The 21,275-nt window shown below is 34.7% G+C and carries 19 protein-coding genes, 2 tRNA genes and 1 pseudogene; 15 read left to right on the top strand and 7 right to left on the bottom strand.

The annotated features are described in order from the left end of the window. The first annotated feature begins 9 nt into the window (after positions 1-9). From ACNQGH_RS15540 to ACNQGH_RS15515, 6 genes are all read left to right on the top strand, one after another. A complete protein-coding gene (locus ACNQGH_RS15540; RefSeq protein WP_417956934.1) occupies positions 10-582 on the top strand; it encodes a Pycsar system effector family protein in 573 nt (190 codons plus the stop codon). A gap of 40 nt (positions 583-622) precedes the next feature. Beyond that, complete coding sequence (locus ACNQGH_RS15535; protein ID WP_417956933.1) at positions 623-2,305, top strand: ATP-binding protein; 1,683 nt, start codon at positions 623-625, stop codon at positions 2,303-2,305. Positions 2,306-2,574: 269 nt separating this feature from the next. Next, positions 2,575-5,709 (top strand): type I restriction endonuclease subunit R, encoded by a 3,135-nt coding sequence (locus ACNQGH_RS15530; protein WP_417956932.1) that lies wholly within the window; start codon positions 2,575-2,577, stop codon positions 5,707-5,709. Between the two features lies 1 nt (position 5,710). Then, positions 5,711-6,403 carry a M48 family metallopeptidase gene (locus ACNQGH_RS15525; protein ID WP_417956931.1) on the top strand — a complete coding sequence of 231 codons (693 nt, stop codon included), beginning with the start codon at positions 5,711-5,713 and terminating at the stop codon, positions 6,401-6,403. A gap of 126 nt (positions 6,404-6,529) precedes the next feature. Continuing rightward, positions 6,530-9,133, top strand: coding sequence for an AAA family ATPase (locus ACNQGH_RS15520; RefSeq protein WP_417956930.1), 2,604 nt, complete (start codon positions 6,530-6,532; stop codon positions 9,131-9,133). Between the two features lie 216 nt (positions 9,134-9,349). Further along, positions 9,350-9,616, top strand: a complete 267-nt coding sequence (locus ACNQGH_RS15515) for a hypothetical protein (RefSeq protein WP_417956929.1) — start codon at positions 9,350-9,352, stop codon at positions 9,614-9,616. A gap of 52 nt (positions 9,617-9,668) precedes the next feature. On the opposite strand, the gene ACNQGH_RS15510 is transcribed toward ACNQGH_RS15515, so the two are convergent. The 4 genes from ACNQGH_RS15510 to ACNQGH_RS15495 all read right to left on the bottom strand — a co-directional run bounded on the left by ACNQGH_RS15510 (position 9,669) and on the right by ACNQGH_RS15495 (position 13,037). Next, positions 9,669-10,946: a relaxase/mobilization nuclease domain-containing protein gene (locus ACNQGH_RS15510; RefSeq protein ID WP_417956928.1), complete on the bottom strand. Its 1,278-nt coding sequence runs from the start codon at positions 10,944-10,946 to the stop codon at positions 9,669-9,671. Further along, positions 10,931-11,326, bottom strand: coding sequence for a plasmid mobilization protein (locus tag ACNQGH_RS15505; protein WP_417956927.1), 396 nt, complete (start codon positions 11,324-11,326; stop codon positions 10,931-10,933). Before ACNQGH_RS15505 ends, ACNQGH_RS15510 begins: the two co-directional genes overlap by 16 nt. A 226-nt stretch (positions 11,327-11,552) precedes the next feature. Continuing rightward, complete coding sequence (locus ACNQGH_RS15500; RefSeq protein WP_417956926.1) at positions 11,553-12,452, bottom strand: toprim domain-containing protein; 900 nt, start codon at positions 12,450-12,452, stop codon at positions 11,553-11,555. A gap of 198 nt (positions 12,453-12,650) precedes the next feature. Beyond that, positions 12,651-13,037, bottom strand: coding sequence for a helix-turn-helix domain-containing protein (locus ACNQGH_RS15495; RefSeq protein ID WP_417956925.1), 387 nt, complete (start codon positions 13,035-13,037; stop codon positions 12,651-12,653). Positions 13,038-13,208: 171 nt separating this feature from the next. On the opposite strand from ACNQGH_RS15495, the gene ACNQGH_RS15490 reads away from it, so the two are divergent. The 6 genes from ACNQGH_RS15490 to ACNQGH_RS15465 all read left to right on the top strand — a co-directional run bounded on the left by ACNQGH_RS15490 (position 13,209) and on the right by ACNQGH_RS15465 (position 17,754). Further along, a complete protein-coding gene (locus ACNQGH_RS15490) occupies positions 13,209-14,060 on the top strand; it encodes a hypothetical protein (RefSeq protein WP_417956924.1) in 852 nt (283 codons plus the stop codon). Positions 14,061-14,071: 11 nt separating this feature from the next. Further along, complete coding sequence (locus ACNQGH_RS15485; protein ID WP_417956923.1) at positions 14,072-14,911, top strand: hypothetical protein; 840 nt, start codon at positions 14,072-14,074, stop codon at positions 14,909-14,911. Then, positions 14,898-15,257, top strand: a complete 360-nt coding sequence (locus tag ACNQGH_RS15480) for a hypothetical protein (protein WP_417956922.1) — start codon at positions 14,898-14,900, stop codon at positions 15,255-15,257. Before ACNQGH_RS15485 ends, ACNQGH_RS15480 begins: the two co-directional genes overlap by 14 nt. A 2-nt stretch (positions 15,258-15,259) precedes the next feature. Then, positions 15,260-15,607: a hypothetical protein gene (locus ACNQGH_RS15475; RefSeq protein WP_417956921.1), complete on the top strand. Its 348-nt coding sequence runs from the start codon at positions 15,260-15,262 to the stop codon at positions 15,605-15,607. A gap of 277 nt (positions 15,608-15,884) precedes the next feature. Continuing rightward, positions 15,885-16,097, top strand: coding sequence for a hypothetical protein (locus ACNQGH_RS15470; RefSeq protein WP_417956920.1), 213 nt, complete (start codon positions 15,885-15,887; stop codon positions 16,095-16,097). Between the two features lie 4 nt (positions 16,098-16,101). After that, complete coding sequence (locus ACNQGH_RS15465) at positions 16,102-17,754, top strand: recombinase family protein (RefSeq protein WP_417956973.1); 1,653 nt, start codon at positions 16,102-16,104, stop codon at positions 17,752-17,754. On the opposite strand, the gene ACNQGH_RS15460 is transcribed toward ACNQGH_RS15465, so the two are convergent. Beyond that, a tRNA-Met gene (locus ACNQGH_RS15460) sits at positions 17,714-17,786 on the bottom strand. The two genes, ACNQGH_RS15465 and ACNQGH_RS15460, sit on opposite strands and share 41 nt — an antisense overlap. A 32-nt stretch (positions 17,787-17,818) precedes the next feature. After that, positions 17,819-17,891: transfer RNA gene (locus ACNQGH_RS15455), tRNA-Met, on the bottom strand. 118 nt (positions 17,892-18,009) lie between these two features. Here ACNQGH_RS15455 and era point away from each other — a divergent pair. From era to ACNQGH_RS21905, 3 genes and pseudogenes are all read left to right on the top strand, one after another. Further along, positions 18,010-18,891 (top strand): GTPase Era, encoded by an 882-nt coding sequence (gene era, locus ACNQGH_RS15450; RefSeq protein WP_416855258.1) that lies wholly within the window; start codon positions 18,010-18,012, stop codon positions 18,889-18,891. Between the two features lie 157 nt (positions 18,892-19,048). Beyond that, positions 19,049-20,359 (top strand): ribosome biogenesis GTPase Der, encoded by a 1,311-nt coding sequence (gene der / locus ACNQGH_RS15445; RefSeq protein WP_039109002.1) that lies wholly within the window; start codon positions 19,049-19,051, stop codon positions 20,357-20,359. A gap of 92 nt (positions 20,360-20,451) precedes the next feature. Continuing rightward, positions 20,452-20,911: pseudogene (locus tag ACNQGH_RS21905) on the top strand (outer membrane beta-barrel protein); the annotation flags it as partial. Positions 20,912-20,991: 80 nt separating this feature from the next. Here the strand turns inward: ACNQGH_RS21905 and ACNQGH_RS15435 are convergent. Continuing rightward, entirely contained in the window at positions 20,992-21,228 is a 237-nt protein-coding gene (locus tag ACNQGH_RS15435; RefSeq protein WP_417956918.1) for a hypothetical protein, read from the bottom strand. Between the last annotated feature and the right edge of the window lie 47 nt (positions 21,229-21,275).

The raw sequence follows: 21,275 nt of genomic DNA, 5'->3' as shown, positions 1-21,275 counted from the left end.
AACTAAAAAATGATACAATTAAAACACGAGGAATTATTGCAAAAAATATTTCTCAACGTAAACGAATGGTTAAAATTTGCGGAAATAAAAAATTTTGGATTATTGTCTTTAAATGCTGCAATTGTTTTTGGTTTAACTCAAATTGAATTTTGTGAGAATAGTACAAATAAAAAAATTGTATTTGCGATTTTTGGAATATTTGCCCTTTTTTCCTTTTTATTTTCATTGATATCTCTTTTTTCGATCGTTTCTAAAATTGAAAAAGGGGAATATGCAAAGACTTTCATCAATAAATTCAGTAATTGGATTGATACAGAAATCTTATTCGAAAATATTCATTTCTATGGCTATTTAAGAAGTATAGAAGAAGTTGAATTTGAAACAAAATTTCTTGCTAAAATTGGTTCAACTGATGCTTTCTCTCAATATGAAAAGGAACTGATAACTCAAATTCTTTATAATTCAAGGGTTACATGGTTAAAGTATCAATTATTTAAAATCGCTGCCTTCTTTTTTTTAATGGGGATATTAAGTACAATTATTTGTTTGGGAATATTTGGTATTATTCACTGTATTTCCTAAAATCATTTTAGAAAAAAAATTACTCATTAAAAATTAATGTATGACTATAGCACAATTAACACATCTAAAGGAAAGTGAAGATAAAGTAGAATTCAAGGAAGCTAAAAATAACTTCCCTTTTGATGGCGGTAGCCATAAAGAACAATCGGATCGAAGAAAATGCTTTCTGGGTTATGTTGTCGCTCTCAGTAACGAAGGCGGTGGAATGCTTGTTTTTGGCATGACCGACAAAGAACCTAGAAATGTGGTTGGAAGTGATTTTGCAAATGGGAAAATTGGCAATCTTGAAGATGAGGTTTACAAAAGATTAAATATAAGAGTACATTGCCAGGAGTTATTTGATGAAAAGAACAGCAGGGTTTTAGTAACTCATATTCCTACTCGGCCACCCGCAAGATTAATGAAATATGAAGGAGTAGCATTAATGAGAACGGGCGATAGTTTGAGAAATATGTCCGACGATGAGATGTTTAAAATTCTTTCCGAACAAGAACCTGACTTTTCGGCTAAAATATGTGAAAACTTTTCTATCGATAAAATTGATATTGATGCAATTACTATCCTAAAAGAAAAGTATGCCCAAAAACAAAAGAATAAAGCCTTCCTTCAAGCAACCACAGAACAAGCATTGATTGATTTAGGATTAATGATTGAGGGTCGATTGACTTATGCCGCACTCATCCTATTAGGTAAATCCGAAGTTTTAAAACAATTACTTCCAAACGCTCAGGTAAATATTGAATACAGAAATAGGGAAGATCAAATACCTTTCGATAAAAGATACCCTATCATAAATCCGCTATTCAAAGCCATTGACGAAATATGGGAAATAATACAGCTTCGGAATAGTGATAATAAAATTAATCAAGGTGCTTATATTTTTGACGTGCCCTACTTTAATGAAGAAGTTATTCGCGAAGCCGTTCTAAATGCAATTGCACATCGTGATTATACAATATCCAGTGAGGTAGTCATAAAACAAAGTCCGGAAAGTTTAAGAGTATTAAATCCTGGAGGTTTTCCCAAAGGCGTGACATTGGATAATTTAATCCGGATAAATAGCACACCAAGAAGTAGGCTTCTTACCGAGATTTTAGAAAAAACGGGACTTGTTGAGCGTTCTGGCCAAGGCGTAGACAAAATATATAGAATTACTTTAAGCGAAGGAAAATCGGAACCCGATTATACAAAATCAGACCTTTTTCAGGTTGAACTTTATTTGAATGGAAAAATGGAAGATAAAGCATTTCCCATTTTTATTAGAAATTTTTATGACAGGGTTCAAAATGAAGACTTATTAGGCCCACATGATGTTATAGGATTATTTAATATCAAAGAGAATAAAAGCGAAAAAGTAGATAAAGAGATTATTCAAAAACTGGAAGATTTACAATTGATAAAAAAATCAGGAGGTATTGCAAGTAATCGGTATGTCTTGAATGACGAATATTACGAGCTAAAAAACAGTAAAGCAGAAGTTGCAGGGTTTAGAATAAATGACCTTTCAATAATTTACACTGTCCTAAATGAAAACGGAATAGCAAAAATGGGAGATTTTGTAAAAGCTTTTGATAAGGATTTAACACGGGATCAGGTTCGGTATTTAATAGAACAATTAACAAATAGTGTACTTACTAAATCTGGTGAAGGTAGAACAACAGAATATTCTTTTATTAAAGAATTCAAATCAGTAGATGATTTGATTAATCAACTAACAAAATGATTTCAATTCCCCAAAAGGAGAGCAAAATGGATTACATATAGGTTAAAACAGCTCGTAAAGTATTGATATTACAGGAAATCTAATTCCCCAAAAGGAGTATAGAATTCCCCATAAAAAACATTTCTAACAAGCGTCCATACTGATTTACAAGGGTTTTTAATTCCCCAAAACTCCTGTTTAAAGGACTAAAATTAGTAATATTTAATTAGAGATTTATTAGAGCTTATTAGAGAAAGCACTAATCACCAATGAATAAAAAAAGGCAATCAATGAATACAATGATAAATTACACAGAAAACAACGACTCTCAAAAACCAGCAATTAATCTGCTTCGCAAATTAGGCTGGACATATATTACACCTGAAGAAACAGTTAAGGAAAGAGGTAGTTTGTTTTCAAATGTAATTTTAGAAGACATTCTGGGGGAAAGATTGAGCCACATCAACAGCTTTGAATACAAGGACAAGGAATATCCTTTTTCCCAAACCAACATTCAATCGGCTATTAACTTCTTGAAGAACATCCCGGAAGAAAGTTTAGTAAAAACCAATGAAAATGTTCATGACCTGCTTACACTAGGAAAAAGTTTCAACGAAACCATTCAGGGTGACCGTAAGGCTTACACATTAAAATACATAGATTGGGACAATCCGGAAAACAATGCCTACCACATTACGGAAGAATTTGTAGTGGAAGGAACTAAAGAAAAAAGACGACCAGATATTGTGCTTTTTGTCAACGGAATTCCCTTTGTAGTGATCGAAAACAAACGTAGAGATAAAAACGCATCGCTAACGGAAGGCATTTCTCAACACATCAGAAATCAAAAAAGAGAAGAAGGAATTCCAAAATTGTTTCATTATGCCAAAATATTGCTGGCTGTACAACCCAATGAAGTAAAATATGGAGCGGTGGGAACTCCTGAAAAATTCTGGGCGGTTTGGAAAGAAGACAACGAAAAGGAAACCCAAAAAATAATAAATGCATCAAAAAACGGATGCAAAAAAGAAGACCGTCAAGCAACAGCACAAGACCAAGCATTATTGAGTTTGTGTAGCATCAATCGTGTAATGGAGTTTGTCTATAAATACATGGTCTACGATGGTCCAGAGATTAAAGTACCACGTTACCAACAATACTTTGCTGTGCTAAATACAATTGAAAGAGTAAAAGAAACCAATACTTCCAATAGTCGTAAAGGAGGTGTAATCTGGCATACAACAGGAAGCGGAAAGTCATTAACAATGGTCATGATTTCTAAAGCTTTAGCATTAGAAAAAAGCATCAACTCCCCTAGAATTATTGTAGTAACCGATAGAATTGATTTGGACAACCAAATCTACAAAACTTTTAGAAATTGTGGCAAATCAGTAGAAAAAGCTAAAAGCGGTAGCGACCTCATCGAATTACTTCAAGACAAAGGAAATGAGATTATAACAACTATTATTGATAAATTTCAAACAGCATCAAAAAACACCTCTTTCGTTGACAATTCAGAAAATATTTTTGTCTTAGTAGATGAAAGCCACCGTAGTCAATACGGTTCCGCTCATGTCAATATGAAAAGAGTATTGCCTAATGCATGTTACATAGGTTTTACAGGAACACCATTAATGAAAAACGAAAAAAGTACTGCCAAAAAATTTGGAGGATTTATTCATAAATACACCATTGACCAAGCGGTAAAAGATGGAGCGGTATTGCCTTTATTATATGAGGGACGGTCAGCGCAATTGAGTATAAACAAAGCCCAAATAGACAAAGGATTTCAAAGATTGGCTAGTAATCTTACCGAAGATGCTCAAAAGGATTTAAAAAAGAAGTTTGCAAGTATTAGCAGAATATATGAGAGTGAACAAGTGATTAACGAAATTGCCTATGACATTTCAAAACATTACACTCAAAACTGGCAAGGAGGGATTTTTAAAGCACAATTAGCAGTGCCTCGAATTGAAACAGCCATTCGATATCAAAAATATTTTGAAGAACAAACAGACCCCAAATTAAAGATAAATACAGCTGTAGTATTCACCCCACCGGATAGCCGACAAGATTATGATGATGTGTGGAAAGAAACCAGTAATGAAGCCAAAAAATATTGGAATTCATTAATGGAAAGACACAACGGTCAAGAGGAATACGAAAGATACATTATAAACAAGTTCAAGGACGAAGGAACTGAGGTAGAGTTAATCATTGTGGTAAGCAAATTGCTTACTGGATTTGATGCACCTAGAAACACCATTTTATATTTAGCCAAACCATTACATTCCCATAATTTATTACAAGCTATCGCCCGTGTAAACAGATTATTTAGCGGAAAAGAACACGGGCATATTATTGATTACGTTGGAATTTTAGGTAAACTTGATGAAGCTCTTACCTCATACGCTGCTTTTGAAGATTTTGACGAAGACGACTTGACCAATACCATTGTTGATGTATCAGAAGAAATCCGAAAAGTGCCTATCCATCATGCTAATGTTTGGGATTGTTTCAAAGGAGTTTACAACAAAAAAGACATCGAGGCATTGGAAAGACACCTTGCACCAAAAGATGTTAGAGATGATTTCTATGATACGTTGAGTTGTTTTGCCAGAACTTTACAAACCGCCTTGGCTTCCAATGAATTTTATATCGAATTTACAGAAGAGCAAATCCATTTCTATAAAGAAGAATTAAAACTGTTTGTCAAATTAAGAGCTTCACTCCAAAACAGATATGCTGAGGTAATATCATACAAAGAATATGAACCCAGAATAAAGAAATTGTTAGACACCTATGTTCAGGCAGATGATGTTATGGTAATTACAAAAGAGCTTAATATTTTCGACAAACAAATGGTTAATGAAGCCATTGAAGAATATGGTAAAACCCCAGCTTCAAAAGCCGATTTCATTGCGCACAAAATGAAAAAAGTGATTACGGAAAGCATGGAAAAAGATGAAGCTTTTTATAAAAAATTCTCGCAATTGATTGAAGATGCCATTCGCTCGTTCCAAGAAAATAGGATGTCAGAAACAGAATACCTAAAGGCAGTATTGAACATTAGAGACCAATTTGAAAATGGATACCTTGAAGACATTCCGCAAACACTAATGAACAAACCGGAAGCAAGAGCATTCTATGGTGTACTCTCAGAAGTATTTGAAAAAAGCTTTAGTAAAGAAGTGGCAATAGAACACAAAGATCTACTGGCTAATATAGGTATTGATATCTCTCAAATAATTGAAAGGCTTATAATCCGAGACTGGAAAAAGAACATAGATGTCATTAAAGAAATGGAAAATGAGGTTGAAGATTATCTTATGTCCCATCGCAAATCTTTAGGAGTTGATATAACCTTTGATGATTTAGATGTAATTCTGGAGAAATGTTTAAAAGTTGCTAAAAATAATTATTAAGATGCACCACATACAATACGGAACCAAACAGATTACATTTTCTATTGCCAATAGAAAAAGGAAAAGTATTGCCGTTGAGGTACATCCTGACACATCGGTACAAATCAAAGCACCCTTGGATTGCCAATTTGAAGATATAAAACGTATTGTTGAAAAACGTTCCAAATGGATAATAACACAACAAAAATTCTTTGAACAATTCCTTCCTGAGACACCAAAACGAGAATACGTAGCAGGAGAAACACACAGTTATTTGGGGAGAAAATATATTCTAAAAATAGTAATTTCCGATGAAAACAAAGTAAAACTTCAAGGAGGGTTTTTAGTAGTGTATTCTCAGAAGAGCGAAGAAGAGCAAATCAAACATTTACTCACCGAATGGTATTACAAAAGAGCCACAAAAGTATTTGAAAAAGTGTATGAGGAAGCATTCCAAAAATTCAGTCAATACAATATACAAAAACCAGAAATACAAATCAAAAGAATGAAAAAAAGATGGGGTAGTTATACTTCTTCCGGAAACATTCTCATCAATCCGGAATTAATTAAAGCGGCAACTGTATGTATCGAATATGTCATGATACACGAGTTATGTCATTTAATCGAAAGAAACCATTCCAAAAAGTTTTATACTCTTTTAGAAAAAATAAATCCTGATTGGCAAAGATGGAAGTTGAAGTTGGAGAAAATATAGTTTAATACTTATCAAGATCTAAGTAATAATTACAAATAATGAGATTCTGGAAAAAAGCGACCATTATCTTTTTGGGATAAAGCATAAAGCTTGTAATAGCAAATGATGATGCAAACTAAATATACAATGGAAGAAAACGAAGAATTATTACAAAATCAGGTTGATGAAAACCTTGAAAGTGAAGTAAAGCGATTTGCTGACTCATTGCCTTATTGGGCAAAATATCTAGGCGCACAGATATTGGACGGCCACGAAGTCACGAACGAGATCATTGAAGCCGCCTACACATATCTTTTAGAAGAACTTGAACTTAGAGACAAATCTACACGAACGCCAATCGAAATCAATTACAGTGCTGTAGATGTCTCGGCTTATAAAGGTGACCTCGTCCTCAAGGAATTAAAAAACGTCGAGGGTGTGAATGCCTTGATTGAAGGACAAATCATCGAATTTTCACAATTTTTGACAATCATTTACGGGGCGAACGGTTCCGGGAAATCCAGTTATATCCGTCTTCTAAAAAAGATATTTTATTCCAAATCCCCAGAAGATATTTTACCTAATGTTCACCTCGATCATGGTCACAAGGATTTAAAGGCTGAATTGGTGTTTTCGTCGGGTGGTGTGGATATTCCACTTGAATTTCCAGCCAATCAAGATAATGCCGAATTTAGGCAATTTTCCGTTTTTGATGGCAAGAGCGTCATTAAACATTTGGAGCAAAAGAATGAGTTTGAGTTCCGTCCTGCCGGATTGGGTTTTTTTGCCGAATATTCTGCGGCAATAAACCAACTTGAACAGAGATTACAGATTGATGTTTCCAGTAAGTCAGCCATAAATCAATTTGGCCTTTGGTTTAACGGAGATTCCGAAATCAAGACATTTGTAGAATCTCTTTCTGCGAATACTAAGGCGGAGGATTTAAATAAATATGTACCTTATTCTGATGAGGATAAAGTGCAACGAACAAAGTTACAAAAAGTCTATGACGAACTTCTGCTGGCATCGGCTGGCAAGGATAAGGAAATAGGTAATCTCCAAACTATAAAAAGACTACTCGGCGAAAATAAGCAGGCCATTGAATTGTTAAATGTTTTTTTTAGTACAGCTAGTTTAAAGTCTATCAGCGGTAAAATAGAGGATGTCGCCGCAAAAGAAGCGGTATTGAAAGCAGAAGGTGTCGAAAACTTCAAAACGGACAAAGTAGAAGGCATCGGAACGTCAGAGTGGAAAAATCTCATTATAGCTGCTGATGAATTCGCTAAAAAGCAAATGGAAAATCCGGATGATTACCCAGAGCTGGGAGATAATTGTCTTCTCTGCCATCAACCGCTTTCGGAAGATGCTCAAAACCTGATTTCAAACTGCTTTTCGTTCATTAAAAGCGTAGCGGAACAGGAAGCGCGTACCGCTGCCGATGAACTGAATAATTTGAAGGACAGAGTTGAGAAGCTTTCTTTTGACTTGTTCCCTGATGACAATATTCTTACACAATGGCTTTCGGACACGCACCAAACCGAGCTTGCAATAATTAAGAAAAATTTGGCTGACCAAAAAGCATTAGCAGCTTTATTGGTTAGCAATATGGCAGCAAAAAAACCGGTTTTGCGAACAGAATTGCAAACCTCAGTTGAAGTTCACGAAACCCTTACAATAAAAATAGACAAAGGCATTAAAACCTTAGAAGAAGGTACAGAAAAGACGGAGCTTGCAAAGCTACTGGCATCTGTGACTTTTTTCGAACACAAGGAAAAATTCAACACACATTTCGCAACGCTTGAAAGCTTTGTGAAAGCTTTGGTTTGGATTAAAAAAGCAGGCAAAGCTAACTTTGCCAAAAGACAAATCACAGACACAGAAAAGTTATTGTCTAATAAATATTTCAATCAAAAGTATGTCGATACTTTCAATGAAGAATGTCAAAAGTTGAATGGTAATTTTGGTATTGAAATCGCCTATACTGGGGCGGCGGGTAAGTCATACCGCCAATTACGTCTTAAAGGCCGAAATCCTAACGCCGTATTAAGCGAAGGCGAACAAAAAGTCATTGCTATTGCAGACTTTCTTGCCGAAATGCAAATGTCCGAAATCAATCGTGGAATTATCTTCGATGACCCAGTGACTTCTTTGGACGACTATCGCAAAAGTGAGATTGCTTGTCGAATTGTAGAAATCGCACAAACGAAACAGGTGTCAGTGTTCACACATGATTTGGCCTTTGTTGCTGCTCTTATTTCCCATAGTAATGGATTGGGGATGGCACATGATTGTCATTGGATTGAAAATGAGGACGGAAAAAAACCGGGAAAAATTTGGCTGAAAAACACACCATCGTATGAAAAAGAATATAAGACTTCCGGTAAAGCACAGGGATACTTAACTGCGGCAAAATCAGTTGGTCCGGAATTCAGAGAACAAAACTTGAAGAACGGTTTTGCTGCTTTGAGAACAAGTTATGAAGCAATGGTAGTTTTTACCTTGTTTAATGGCGTTGTACAGCGGTTTGAAGAACGTGTCAGTGTGGACAGTTTGGCGCGGATTAAGTTTGATGATACGGTACGCGAAGAATTGGTAGATAGCTTTTTTCAGTGCTGCCGTTATATGGAAGGACATTTACACAGTAATAGGTATCAGTATGTCAAGCCGACCGCTGATAATCTACAAGCCGAAATACAACGATTTGACAATCTGAATAAAAAGGTCAAGGCACTAAGAGTTCAGCAGAACTAAAAAACTGTTAAGTATATAAATACTTGAAAATGAATGTGAAATTAAATTGTAAAAATACAAAAGAGACGACCATCAGGTTGTCTCTTCTATTTTAAGTTTTTAAAAGGCTAAAAAGCATTTATTATAGCTTCGTGCATCAAAATAGGACATAAAAAATTAAACGAAGAATTATTTTAACACAGTATATAATAGGGAATTTAAATTTCTAATATAATTATGAAATCGTACAGCTTTAAGAATATCTGCAATGTTGATGTTTATGATTACATAAACTTGAAAGAAAATCCGATGTATTTGAAAATAGATAAAATAGATAAAAATTTCCATTATGGAATTAGTCTCAGGGATTTTCCTACTGAAGGACATATAAAAGTGAATTCAATTCAGGAGATAGAATATGAATTGAGAAAGAATCCTTTTGTTTATGAAAATAAATATACTGATAGAATATTGAAACACATTCAAGGTCAATTATATCCTTGAAATATATAGTTAACAACCCTCATTCTCTTTTTTAGATAAATATTGGTGGCTATTACAAATTATTAGATAGCCCCCTTCTTTTTTTCTTTTTTCGATTGTTTTTCAATTGGTTTGGTAAATAATCTGAAGAATATTCTGCTTGTATAATCATATCCAATACTTTCACCAAATCAGGAATAGTAAGTGTATCTTTTTGATATTGAAGATTCTCAATCAAAAAATCTTTAGAAGGAAGTTTTTCATAAATCTGATTCCTTTTTTCTTCACCAGTAACCTTTAATCCACAGCGTTCTTCAATCGCCTTTGCACTGTATTGTTTTCCTAAGCTACTTCCGTTAAAAACATTTTTTGTCGTATGGTCGACATAGGTAATGCCATAAAGCAAGCCTTCTGCGCTTTTTCTAAAAACAGTATGAATACCTTCTTTTTCCAATAGCCTTGCCAGTTCGGTTATGGGCATTGCCCCCTCTCTTAATAGTGCAATATTAATAGCATTTTTAACTCGTGTTTTGTCAAGTGTTCTTCTAACTTGGTTGTCCTTAAATTTTTCTTCTAAAAATTTCAAAGTCGGTTTATTATAAAAACTACTCGCTTTGATTGGAACACCAATTGGCTTACCTTGTTCGTTCAATATGTGATAAACTAATCCTCTTGACAAAAATATTTTGGAATTCTCACTACCTCGGTCAGCCATGACATTGTATTGATTCAATACTGCATTAAGTTCTGCAAGGCTCTCATACTTGTAATGGTTCAGAACTACATTTAGAACATTGAATATGGCTTTCTTTGATTCAATCCTTCCATAGTAAACCCTGCCCATTGAAATAGGCTCTAAACTAAATTCTTCTTTCTTTTTTCTTCCTTCTGCTTTAACTAGTCCAAAGAGTTCTTCAATCTCTTTTCTTGCGGGTTCTGATTTTCTTATGCCTAAATGATGCAGGTCGATTCGTTTACCATCTCTCTCGATATTTATGGAGACCACATGCAAGTGATTATGTCCAGCATCGTGATGTTGGTACACTAGATAAGGTTGTTTTCCGAAGCCTATTTTCTCCATATAAGTATCGGCAATAGCTATTAGTTTTTCTTTGGAATGGTTTTCTGACGGGTCAAAATTTAGGGAAATATGGACACTATTCCGCTTTGCGTTTTCGTTTAGTTCACCTCGTTTTATAAACCGATTTAGCTTCATGGTATCACTCATTTTATAGACATCAACAGGATAGTTTCCCGCACTGATACACTCAGCTACACCAGCTTTCACTTTGTTCTCATTGTAGTTTAAAATACTACGAATAGAGTGGCTTGTTTTTATGATTGTAACCATTTGCTCGTAATTTTAAAGGTGTGCCTTTCAATCTCGTCTATCTTATTATTAAATATTTTTTTATCCAGTTCAAAACTGATAATCCAGACTCTGAATTCGGGAATTTGTTGCAGGGTGTGCAACTTTTTAACTGCCTGATTCAGATTGTTCCCGATGGCATTTAGCTCATTACGAAGCACTACTGTTTCTTCCATAAAATCATCCAATGACTGATTTCTGTAAGTGGTTGTAATAGGTTTGTTCAGTAGATGCTTGCGAAGATAATCGCTTAGCTTACGGCAAGTGCTGGATTTCCATTTGTGCTCAATTTTTGAATATTCTTCGGGTGTTAATCGCAGCCCGATTTTGCGTGTCCTGTTTGAATTTTCTTTTTCCATCATCTCTCATTTTCATTGTTATCAAACTCTTTTTATCCTTTCAGTTTCACTGCCCACGAGTTCCGAGTGAATAGGCAGCAAGAGTCGGTTGTCCAACAACCGTTCATCTTGCCGTTGCAGGAACGTTGCAACTTTTCAGCTTTTTATATCTTCTTAAGACTTTCAATTTTTCAAAGTCTGCCAAAAAGGTAACAGCCATCGAAAATCGGAAAATAAGTTGTGGGTGTTTTTATAATCTGCGCCCCAAATGCTTTTTTGGAGCTTTTCCAGGATTCATAATCCAGTCGTTAAAATCCTTATGGTTTTTATAAAGGATACTCTCGTCTTTGTATTGTGTACTCAAAGAAAGTGCACGCTGGGTACAATTTATTCCTGTAGTGTCCCTGTCAAGATAAAGCCGAATGCATTTGTGATTTTCCATAAATGGGCGTGCTCTTTCAAAGAAGGAAACCGAATTTAAAACAACAAAATCCTGACCCTTTTCGGGAAGGTTTTTGGTTGTCGCTTTAAAGGATAGAAAGTCTATAAAACCTTCAAAGATTATAGCTTCTTCAGTTCCATTATTTATGATGGTAATATCTTTTGGAGAACTGCTGGTTTTGAAATAGGGATTCCGAATTTCATAACCTCCGGAATTGTTTTTGAAGCCAATTCCAAAATAGGTTTTGCTATTCAGTTCGTAGCGGACTTCCCTGCAAAATTGATTGGCAATTTCAACTGGAATTTTTCTCTGTTCGAGGTATCTCAAAAGTGCTGGAGAAGTGATTGGAAAATCTCCAAGAATTCTGATTTTATTTTCTGTAGCAACACTTTTATTTGAAGGTAATAAGGTTGGCTGTTGAAGAGAAAAATTAGTATTGAGTTTTTGTAAAAATTCACTAACAGTACAGCCATGATACAGTATACCAAAATCAATCAGATTGCCGCCTTTGCCCAGTCCGTGGTCAAACCATAAATTCAGTTTTTGGTTGATTTTAAAAGAAGGTTTATTTTCCTCCCGCAATGGAGAACGATACCAATAATCCACATTTCGAATTTCAACAGCTTGGTGCCCTAATGATGAGAGGTAACTGGTCATGTCAATTTTTTTGGCTTCCTCGGTTGAGAGCCTTTCTTTTCTGAAATCCATATCCACATATTTTCAAGTTCATTATTCAGTCGGATACGAATTTAACGAATAGAAAATTGATTTACAATCATAGGTAAATTTTACCCATCAAACAATTAATTGATTTAATAGGAGGAAATAAAAAAGCCCCACAATAAATTGCGAGGCTCTCCCTTATGAAAACAAATTTAATATTATTTCTTATTGGCTAATTTCCAATTAAGTATTCTTTCCTTTTTCCGCTTCTAGTAAACGCTCATAAAGTTTCTTGTTTTCTTCATAAGCCTCTATTAATTTATCCAATGGATTAAATGTACAGCTATTATAATGGTTGAAATTATTACCTGAAACGGCTTCGTTAAAAGTGTTGAAATAATTAATTACACCTTCTTCTGAAAAGTTTTTAATTGCTTCCACACTTACACCAAGAGCTTTTGCAACTTCAATAAGTTTATCCTCTTCTATAGCTTCGCTTGCTTCGATATTAGAAACCGACTGCTGGCTTACTCCAATAGCAATAGCTAATGCTTCCTGTTTCATTCCTTTTAGCTCTCTGATTCGGCTAATATTTCTGCCTATATGTTTCGATTTTGTTGCTGTGTCCATAGCTCAAAGGTATTTAAAATTCTTTAAAAAAATCGATTTTGGTAAAAAACAAGTATGCCTTTGTAAGATACAGTTTCCAATAGTTCGGTACGGTACAATCTATTGCTTACTTGCTGTGTATTAAACAAAAATACAATTTTTCGGATTAGTATTAACTAAATAATTTAAATTATGAAAGCAATTGACAAAGGAGGATTACAGACAGTTAGGAACATTATTGTTGAAAGTATCAGTACTAGTGGTATTTACTGTTTTGGAGAGAGAAAGAAAAACCAATCGGTTTTAAATCCTTTTTCGGAAAACAATTCTAAAAGGGAAAGAAATACCCATTTCTATTTATTGGTTTTAACAGATGAATATATAATTAAAACCGCATCTGATATTAGTGAAGTTATAAAAAACAAAACAGAAGGACGCTATACAGTGACGATGTTACTTCATAAAGGGAAATCAGGTAATTATCTCACGCCACATCAATTATATTTCTACCATGCTGTTTTAACCAAAGGGTATAAAGTGTATGAGCGTGAAATTATGCCCCCAAATCTTGACTTTGATGAAGTTCCAAAACGTAATATTGATTACATCCGCTCCTATTGGAAAAACAGAAATATAGTGGCTGATAATTTTATAAGTAGCGAGAATCAAATTGACTATATGGAAACCGGAGAGGTTCAGGAAGCTATGATGCATATCGCTGTAGAACAAATCTGCCTAGGGCTCATCAATGTGTTTTTAGGATATCATCCGAATCATTTTTCAATGGCTTATTTGTTTGAAATCTGTGAAATATTCACGCCACTTACTTCTGAAATATTTCCACGAAATACAGGCGAAGATAAAAAACTCTTTGATTTATTAAAAGCATACCCAGGTTCACTTCGTTGGGTTCACTTGAAAAAGTCATGTAGAGTAGATACTGAGCTTCTAGCGAAAAGATGCAAGTTATTCCATGAACAAGCTTGTCTACTTGTAGAAGCCGAATTGGAGCAAATTGAAAATGTGTATAATAAAGAACTCTAAAAATTTGAATTATGTATCATAATATTTTAATTCAGAAAGATTATCCGGATTACAGTAAAATAAAGAAGATAGTCAAACTTCTACTAGAGTTTATAGAGACAGACTCCATCTATTTCTCACGGCATCTTGAAGGGGAAGTCAACATAGGCATTATCACGGTTATTGTCAGTGAAGACAATCAGGATAGTTATGATGATATTTACGATCATGCACGGAAAATTTTCAAATCCCATCCAGAATTTTCATTTCGAGTCTATAGTGCAGATTGGGTAGTGATGCAGCTCAATGAAGGCAATACTTTTTTTATTATGCATTGTAGCGAACACGAACTGGTGTATAGTGTCGATGAAAGTAGTAGTGTTATTTCTCTCAAAAAATTCGATGCCAAATGGCTTATAAAGAAGTCTGAAAAAAGGTTTCGTCTCTATTTTAATGAGAGCAATATTATTGGACGGGATCTAAGGTTTCATTTAGGAAGTGAAAACCATTTAATGGCAGCTTACACGATGCATGAACAACTGTGCTCACTTTTTGTTAGTGCATCATGGTTTCTGACGGGAAATGCGGTGGCTCACGACGATATTGGAAAACTGCAAGAGGACTTGAGTAAGTTTTCCAATATTCTAGGCAAAACATTTGACCCCGATAAGGAAGAAGAGTGGATTGTACTGGAGCAACTGGTAGATGCTCGTGCTGCAATCCAATTCAATGCAGAAATAGAACCAATCAGTAAGGAAACCGTGGAAGTAGCATCTGCAAAAGTGGATTGGGTTGAAAAAGAAGTTCGAAGATTATTTGAGGGATATATTAAAAAAACAAAACAAAAAATTAAAGACTATGGAAACAGATGAAATTAAAAAGGCAGATAATATTATAAAATCAAGCGCTAGGTATTTCAAAACACTAAAGCCTGTTAGACATAAAAGTGCTATGTACGTTGCTGAAATCAGAGTGCTAAATTATTGCGAACTAGCTTATGCTATTTCGAACATGTTAAAATTATGTATTCTGGCACTAGACCAAGAAGCACCTGAAATTTCAGAGACGGTCAAAAATCCATCTATTAATGTTGCGGTCGTATTGGAAATTGTTGCTCAGTTACTTCCTCTAGATGGAATTGAGTTATTGGATGAAATGCATCAAATATTTATTTCAGATTCGCAAGACCTAAACAAACTAACTACTGAAAAAGAATAGCTATGGAAACGAATGAAACAAAAACGTTGCAGGAATTGCAAGAACTGGCAGAAAAGAGTTTTAAGACACTTCGACCAGCTAAGCATAAAAAAGGCTTGTATAATGTTGAGATAGATGTGGAAGGATATTTGGATTTGCTTTTTACAGTTGCTAATTTGATTAAGATATCCATTATGGCGCTTGATACAGATGGACCATTTTCTAATCATATACCAGATCCACCGACCAATGCAACAAACATGTTGGAGATAGCACTACAGCTCCTGCCGTATGGGGAAGCAGAGTTTTTGGATAAGTCAAGGGAATTGTTTCTAAAGGAAAAGGATATTCCGGAAAATAAAAACACCTAGTGCAAATTCAAGAATCATATACATACTATATCTCTGATTATAATAGAAAAGCATCCTAATCTTTTTAAAAAAGCAGGAAGCAATACTGTTTTATCATGGGTAAATTTTACCCATCAAAATACTAAAATTGCATCCTATCTTTGTGAAGAAGTGTGACTTAATGTGGAATTAGCAAAAGACCGTTAAAGCGGTCTTTTGCTATTGAAAAAGGAGACGCAAGATGGGAAATGAAGAGGAGAATGAAAAAAGGAGAATCACTCCAGAGAAAGCTTTGGAAATGTTTAAGACAGCGGGCACGGACTTAACTCTCGAACAGGGAGAAAGAATGTCTTGCGAAACTAAGAAGAACAATGCGAGTAATCTAGATCGATTAACGATCGAAGAATTAAGGAAATGTGTAGGTTTTGATGAAATATCAGAATCGGAGACAAATGAAATAATTGAAAGTCTATTTCAATTAGCGATAGTAGTATATAATTTAAAAGAGTAGCATTATGGGAATAGAAAATTTTAAAAAATTTCAAAAAGATAAAATAGTAGAAAGGGTTGCGGTAAAAGAGATTTGGGGTTATACCAGAGTTAGCTCTAAAATGCAATTAGTGAACAATAGCTTAGAAGAGCAACGAAGTGAAATAGTTCAATTTGCTAATAAAAATGGATATGCTTTGAAAAATATACTTGGGGGAACTTATGAAAGTGCTTCAGGTGATTTTACACGAAAGGAGTTCACTAAATTGATAGATGAGGTTAAAAATGCAAAACAGAAACCTTTTGGAATTGCTATAAAATTTATTAGTAGATTTTCAAGAACCGGAGGTAATGCTATTGTGATTGTAAATGAGCTAGTAGATAAGTTAGGAGTTCATTTAATAGAGACGTCATCTGGACTTTGTACTAATGATGAATACAGTAAATTAGACATTTACAGTAAGCTTTTGGATGCCAGAAGAGAAAACATGGATCGGTTAGAAAAAACACTTCCAGGAATGAAAACGCTGTTGAGTGGTGGAGATTGGCTAGGTAAAGCTCCTAGAGGCTATACCATGCGGGGAAAAAAAGTAAGTGATTATACTTTGCTTCAAGAAACGCAGTCTATTACAATCAATGCCGAAGGGGAGTTATTAAAAAAGGCTTGGAAATGGAAACTAATAGGCGAACGAGATTATGTGATTAGACAAAAATTGGAGCTATTAAATCTGAAAATCTCAAAGCAAGGGCTTAGTTCTATATGGCGTAATCCGTTTTACTGTGGAATATTAGTCAATTGCTTAATTGAAGCACCAGTGAAAGGAAATTGGGAAGGATTGGTCAGTCAAGAAGATTTCCTGATAGTTGATAGCATGCTTTCTAAAAATAAAAGGAATTCAGTTAAAGAATATACCAAAAATAAAATTAATGAGTTTAGACCGCTGACGGGTTTTCTACGATGTGAATGTGGATGCTTGCTTACCAGTTATGAGGTTCGGCTCAGAAGCAAACATTATTACAAATGCCAAAAGTGTAAAAATGTTAGTTTTAACGCTTCGACCACCAAAAATTCAAAAGCAGCAGGTTTGAATAATACTTTTGAAGATTTATTGTCAAAATATACACTTAACAGTCGGTTTATCGAACCTTTTAAATTGCAGTTGCATAAGCTCTTTGATACTATGAACACTGAGGGTAAGGGTGAAATGAAGGGTTTGCTGGTGAAGAAAAAAGAGTTAGAAATAAAAATAGAGAATTTGGACAAGCGCTATTTTGATAATCCAAATTTTGGGGATGAAAAATACAACAAGTATGTATTGCAGTTTACAGACGAATTAAAGGCAATTGAAGAACAAATGGATAGGAACGAAAAAAAATTATCTAACCACAAAATACATGTCGAAAAAGTAGTCGATAAAATTAAAAACATTAGTGAATGCTGGGGTAGAGGAAATGTCGAGGATAAAATAAGAATTCAAAATTTAGTGTTTCCACAAGGCTTGTCCATTAGGGCAAAAAATAGAGAGTATCTAACCAAAAAAGTGAATGGTGTTTTTGACTTAATCTCAGTGTTTACAGGGGGTGAGGAAGGTGGTGAAAATCAAAAAACCCATCAAAAAGTTGATGGGTCGTTCTTAGTAGCGGGAACAGGACTCGAACCTGTGACCTTCGGGTTATGAGCCCGACGAGCTGCCTACTGCTCTATCCCGCGATGTGCGTTTGTAATTTCAATAAAATTCTTAGTAGCGGGAACAGGACTCGAACCTGTGACCTTCGGGTTATGAGCCCGACGAGCTGCCTACTGCTCTATCCCGCGTTGTTTCGGGTGCAAATGTACAACTAAATTTAATAAATTCAAACATAAATTTTAAAAAATGTTTTATTTCGTCTATTGACTTGATATGTCTACCTTTGCAAAATAAATTATAATAGAAATGTCACATAAAGCAGGTTTTGTAAACATCATAGGAAATCCAAATGTTGGGAAATCAACACTAATGAATGCCTTTGTTGGAGAAAGATTGTCAATAATCACGTCAAAAGCACAAACAACACGTCATAGAATTTTAGGAATTGTTAATGGAGAAGATTTTCAGATGATCTTATCCGATACACCTGGAATCATCAAGCCAGCATACGAAATGCAGGAATCGATGATGAATTTCGTTAAGTCCGCTTTTGAAGATGCTGATGTTCTGATTTATATGGTTGAAATTGGAGAACAGGAGTTGAAAGATGAAGCGTTTTTTAATAAAATAATCCATGCCAAAATCCCTGTTCTGTTGTTGTTGAATAAAATTGATAATTCAAATCAGGCTCAATTGGAGGAACAAGTGGCTTTTTGGACTGCGAAAGTACCTAATGCAGAAATTTTTCCGATATCAGCATTGCAGAATTTTAATGTACCGGAAGTTTTTGGACGAATAATTGAATTGCTACCAGAATCTCCAGCGTATTACCCGAAAGATCAATTGACAGATAAACCGGAACGTTTCTTTGTAAATGAAACCATCCGAGAGAAAATATTATTGAATTACAGCAAAGAAATTCCATACGCAGTAGAAATTGTTACGGAAGAGTTTTTTGAAGATGAAAACATCATTAGAATTCGTTCTTTGATTATGGTGGAGCGTGAAACTCAAAAAGGAATCATTATAGGTCATAAAGGTGCTGCTTTGAAGAAAGTAGGAATGGAGGCACGTGTTGATTTAGAGAAATTTTTTGGAAAACAAATCCATATAGAGTTGTATGTGAAAGTGAATAAAAACTGGAGAAGCAACGCGAATATGTTAAAACGATTTGGCTATAACCAATAAGGTTTTTTAAGCTTGACCAGAACGGTCAGGCTATGTTATCTCTTTGTTGTAAAAAGAATTACAACAAAGCATTTTTACTAGTATCCTTCATGCAAAAAACGGATAGTAGCAATACAAAATAATAGAGTACCTTTGCAAAATATTTGAAATTAGGATTATGAACAACATTGTTGCCATTGTAGGAAGACCAAACGTAGGAAAATCGACGCTTTTTAATCGATTGATACAAAGAAGAGAAGCGATTGTAGATTCGGTTTCGGGAGTGACCCGTGATAGAAACTACGGAAAAAGCGAATGGAACGGAAAGGAATTTTCTGTGATTGATACCGGAGGATATGTACGTGGATCGGATGACGTTTTTGAAGGCGAAATTCGTAAACAAGTAGAACTTGCTATAGATGAGGCTGATGTTATCATTTTTGTAGTTGATGTCGAAGAAGGCATTACGCCAATGGATGATGCTGTTGCGAGATTGTTGCGTAAAGTAACGAAACCGGTTTTACTTGCTGTAAATAAGGTAGACAATGCAATGCGTGAGAAAGATGCGATTGAGTTTTACAACCTTGGTTTAGGTGAATATTATACGTTTGCGAGTATTTCTGGAAGTGGAACAGGGGATTTATTGGACGCGTTGATTGATGCTTTTCCTATAAAACCAGAGCCAACTCAGGAAGAAGTTGTATTGCCTCGTTTTGCGGTAGTAGGTCGTCCTAATGCTGGAAAATCAAGTTTTATCAATGCATTGATTGGAAAAGACAGGTATATTGTTACTGATATTGCGGGAACTACCCGGGATTCTATTGATACTAAATTTGACCGTTTTGGGTTTGAATTTAACTTAGTCGATACTGCGGGAATTCGTCGTAAAGCGAAAGTGAAAGAAGATTTAGAGTTTTATTCTGTAATGCGTTCGGTTCGTGCCATTGAGCATGCGGATATTTGTATCTTAATTATTGATGCCACCCGTGGTTTTGAAGGACAAGATCAAAGCATTTTTTGGTTGGCTGAGAAAAACCGTAAAGGAGTTGTAATCTTAGTAAATAAATGGGATTTAGTTGAAAAAGAAACGATGTCAACTCGTGATTATGAAGCTAAAATCAGAGAAGAATTAATGCCATTTACGGATGTGCCTATTCTTTTTGTTTCTGCATTAACGAAACAACGTTTATTGAAAGCATTGGAAGCTACAGTAAAAGTTTTCGAGAACAGACAACAACGTATTGCTACTTCAAAATTCAACGAATTTATGTTGAAAGTTATTGAAGCATACCCGCCACCAGCGACAAAAGGAAAATATGTGAAAATTAAATATTGCATGCAGTTGCCAACACCGACACCTCAATTTGTGTTTTTTGCCAATATGCCGCAATATGTTAAAGAACCTTATAAACGTTATCTGGAAAATAAAATTAGAGAAAACTGGGACTTTTCAGGAGTTCCGATCGATATTTATATCAGAGAGAAATAATTTTTTGTTAAAGTTTTTGTAAGAAATTACGTTTGAAAAATTAAATTACTTAATTCGCTGTCTATTCTTAACCGATAACAGCGAATTTTTTTATGGTAAAATTCTGCTCCTTCCTCTTGCTTCTTTTTTGTTCGTATTCATTTGCTCAAAGCAATAGTGTCATTAAAGGCAAAATCCTTAAAAATAAAACGCAGATTCCTTTAGAGGCGGCCACTTTTTATCTCACTTCTGTAAAAGGCTCTACCGTAATGGATTTTACTATTTCTGATAAAAACGGATTTTTTAAAATGGAGGTTAAAAAAATTACTAAACCTGCTTTTTGAAAATTTCTTATATGGGCTATCAAACTTCTCCACCAATACGAATTAAGAAAGATACCTTAGAATTTAATGCCTCATCATTTAAAGTGCGTCCAGATGCAAATGTGCAAACATTATTGAACCAATTACCGGGTGTTGAAATTGATACCGAAGGGAAATTACCGTTAATGGAAAAGAAGTAAATCAAGTTTTGATAAATGGAAAACCATTTTTTGATAAAGACGGGAAAATTTACTAACAACGTTTATATCAAGAAGTTAAAATCCCGAAGTGTCGGGATTTTTTTGTTTAAAGTTATATTTATAGCGTTTACTAGTCCTCTTCTTCTTCCAAAGTTTCCATGGGATGGTCACCGTACCAATCTTTGAAGGTTTTCAAGGTTTTGTAATCGTCATGCAATGCAGTATAAACCATAAATAAGATTAATACTATACCAAGGCAATAGAGGGTCATTAGTACCGGTAAAAAAATAGTTGTTTGACATAAACCGGCAAATACAAAAACATAAATAGTGGTAAACCAGACGAGTTTGATTGCGAAATTTTTCATGGCTATATCTTTTTATTAAAGTTACGCCATAATCCCTAAAAATTTAG

Origin of the sequence: Flavobacterium kochi, from assembly GCF_048286715.1 — a bacterium.
Classification (GTDB): Bacteria; Bacteroidota; Bacteroidia; order Flavobacteriales; family Flavobacteriaceae; genus Flavobacterium.
Note: the sequence above shows the minus strand (reverse complement) of the source record. Positions and strands in the feature narration are given on the sequence as shown.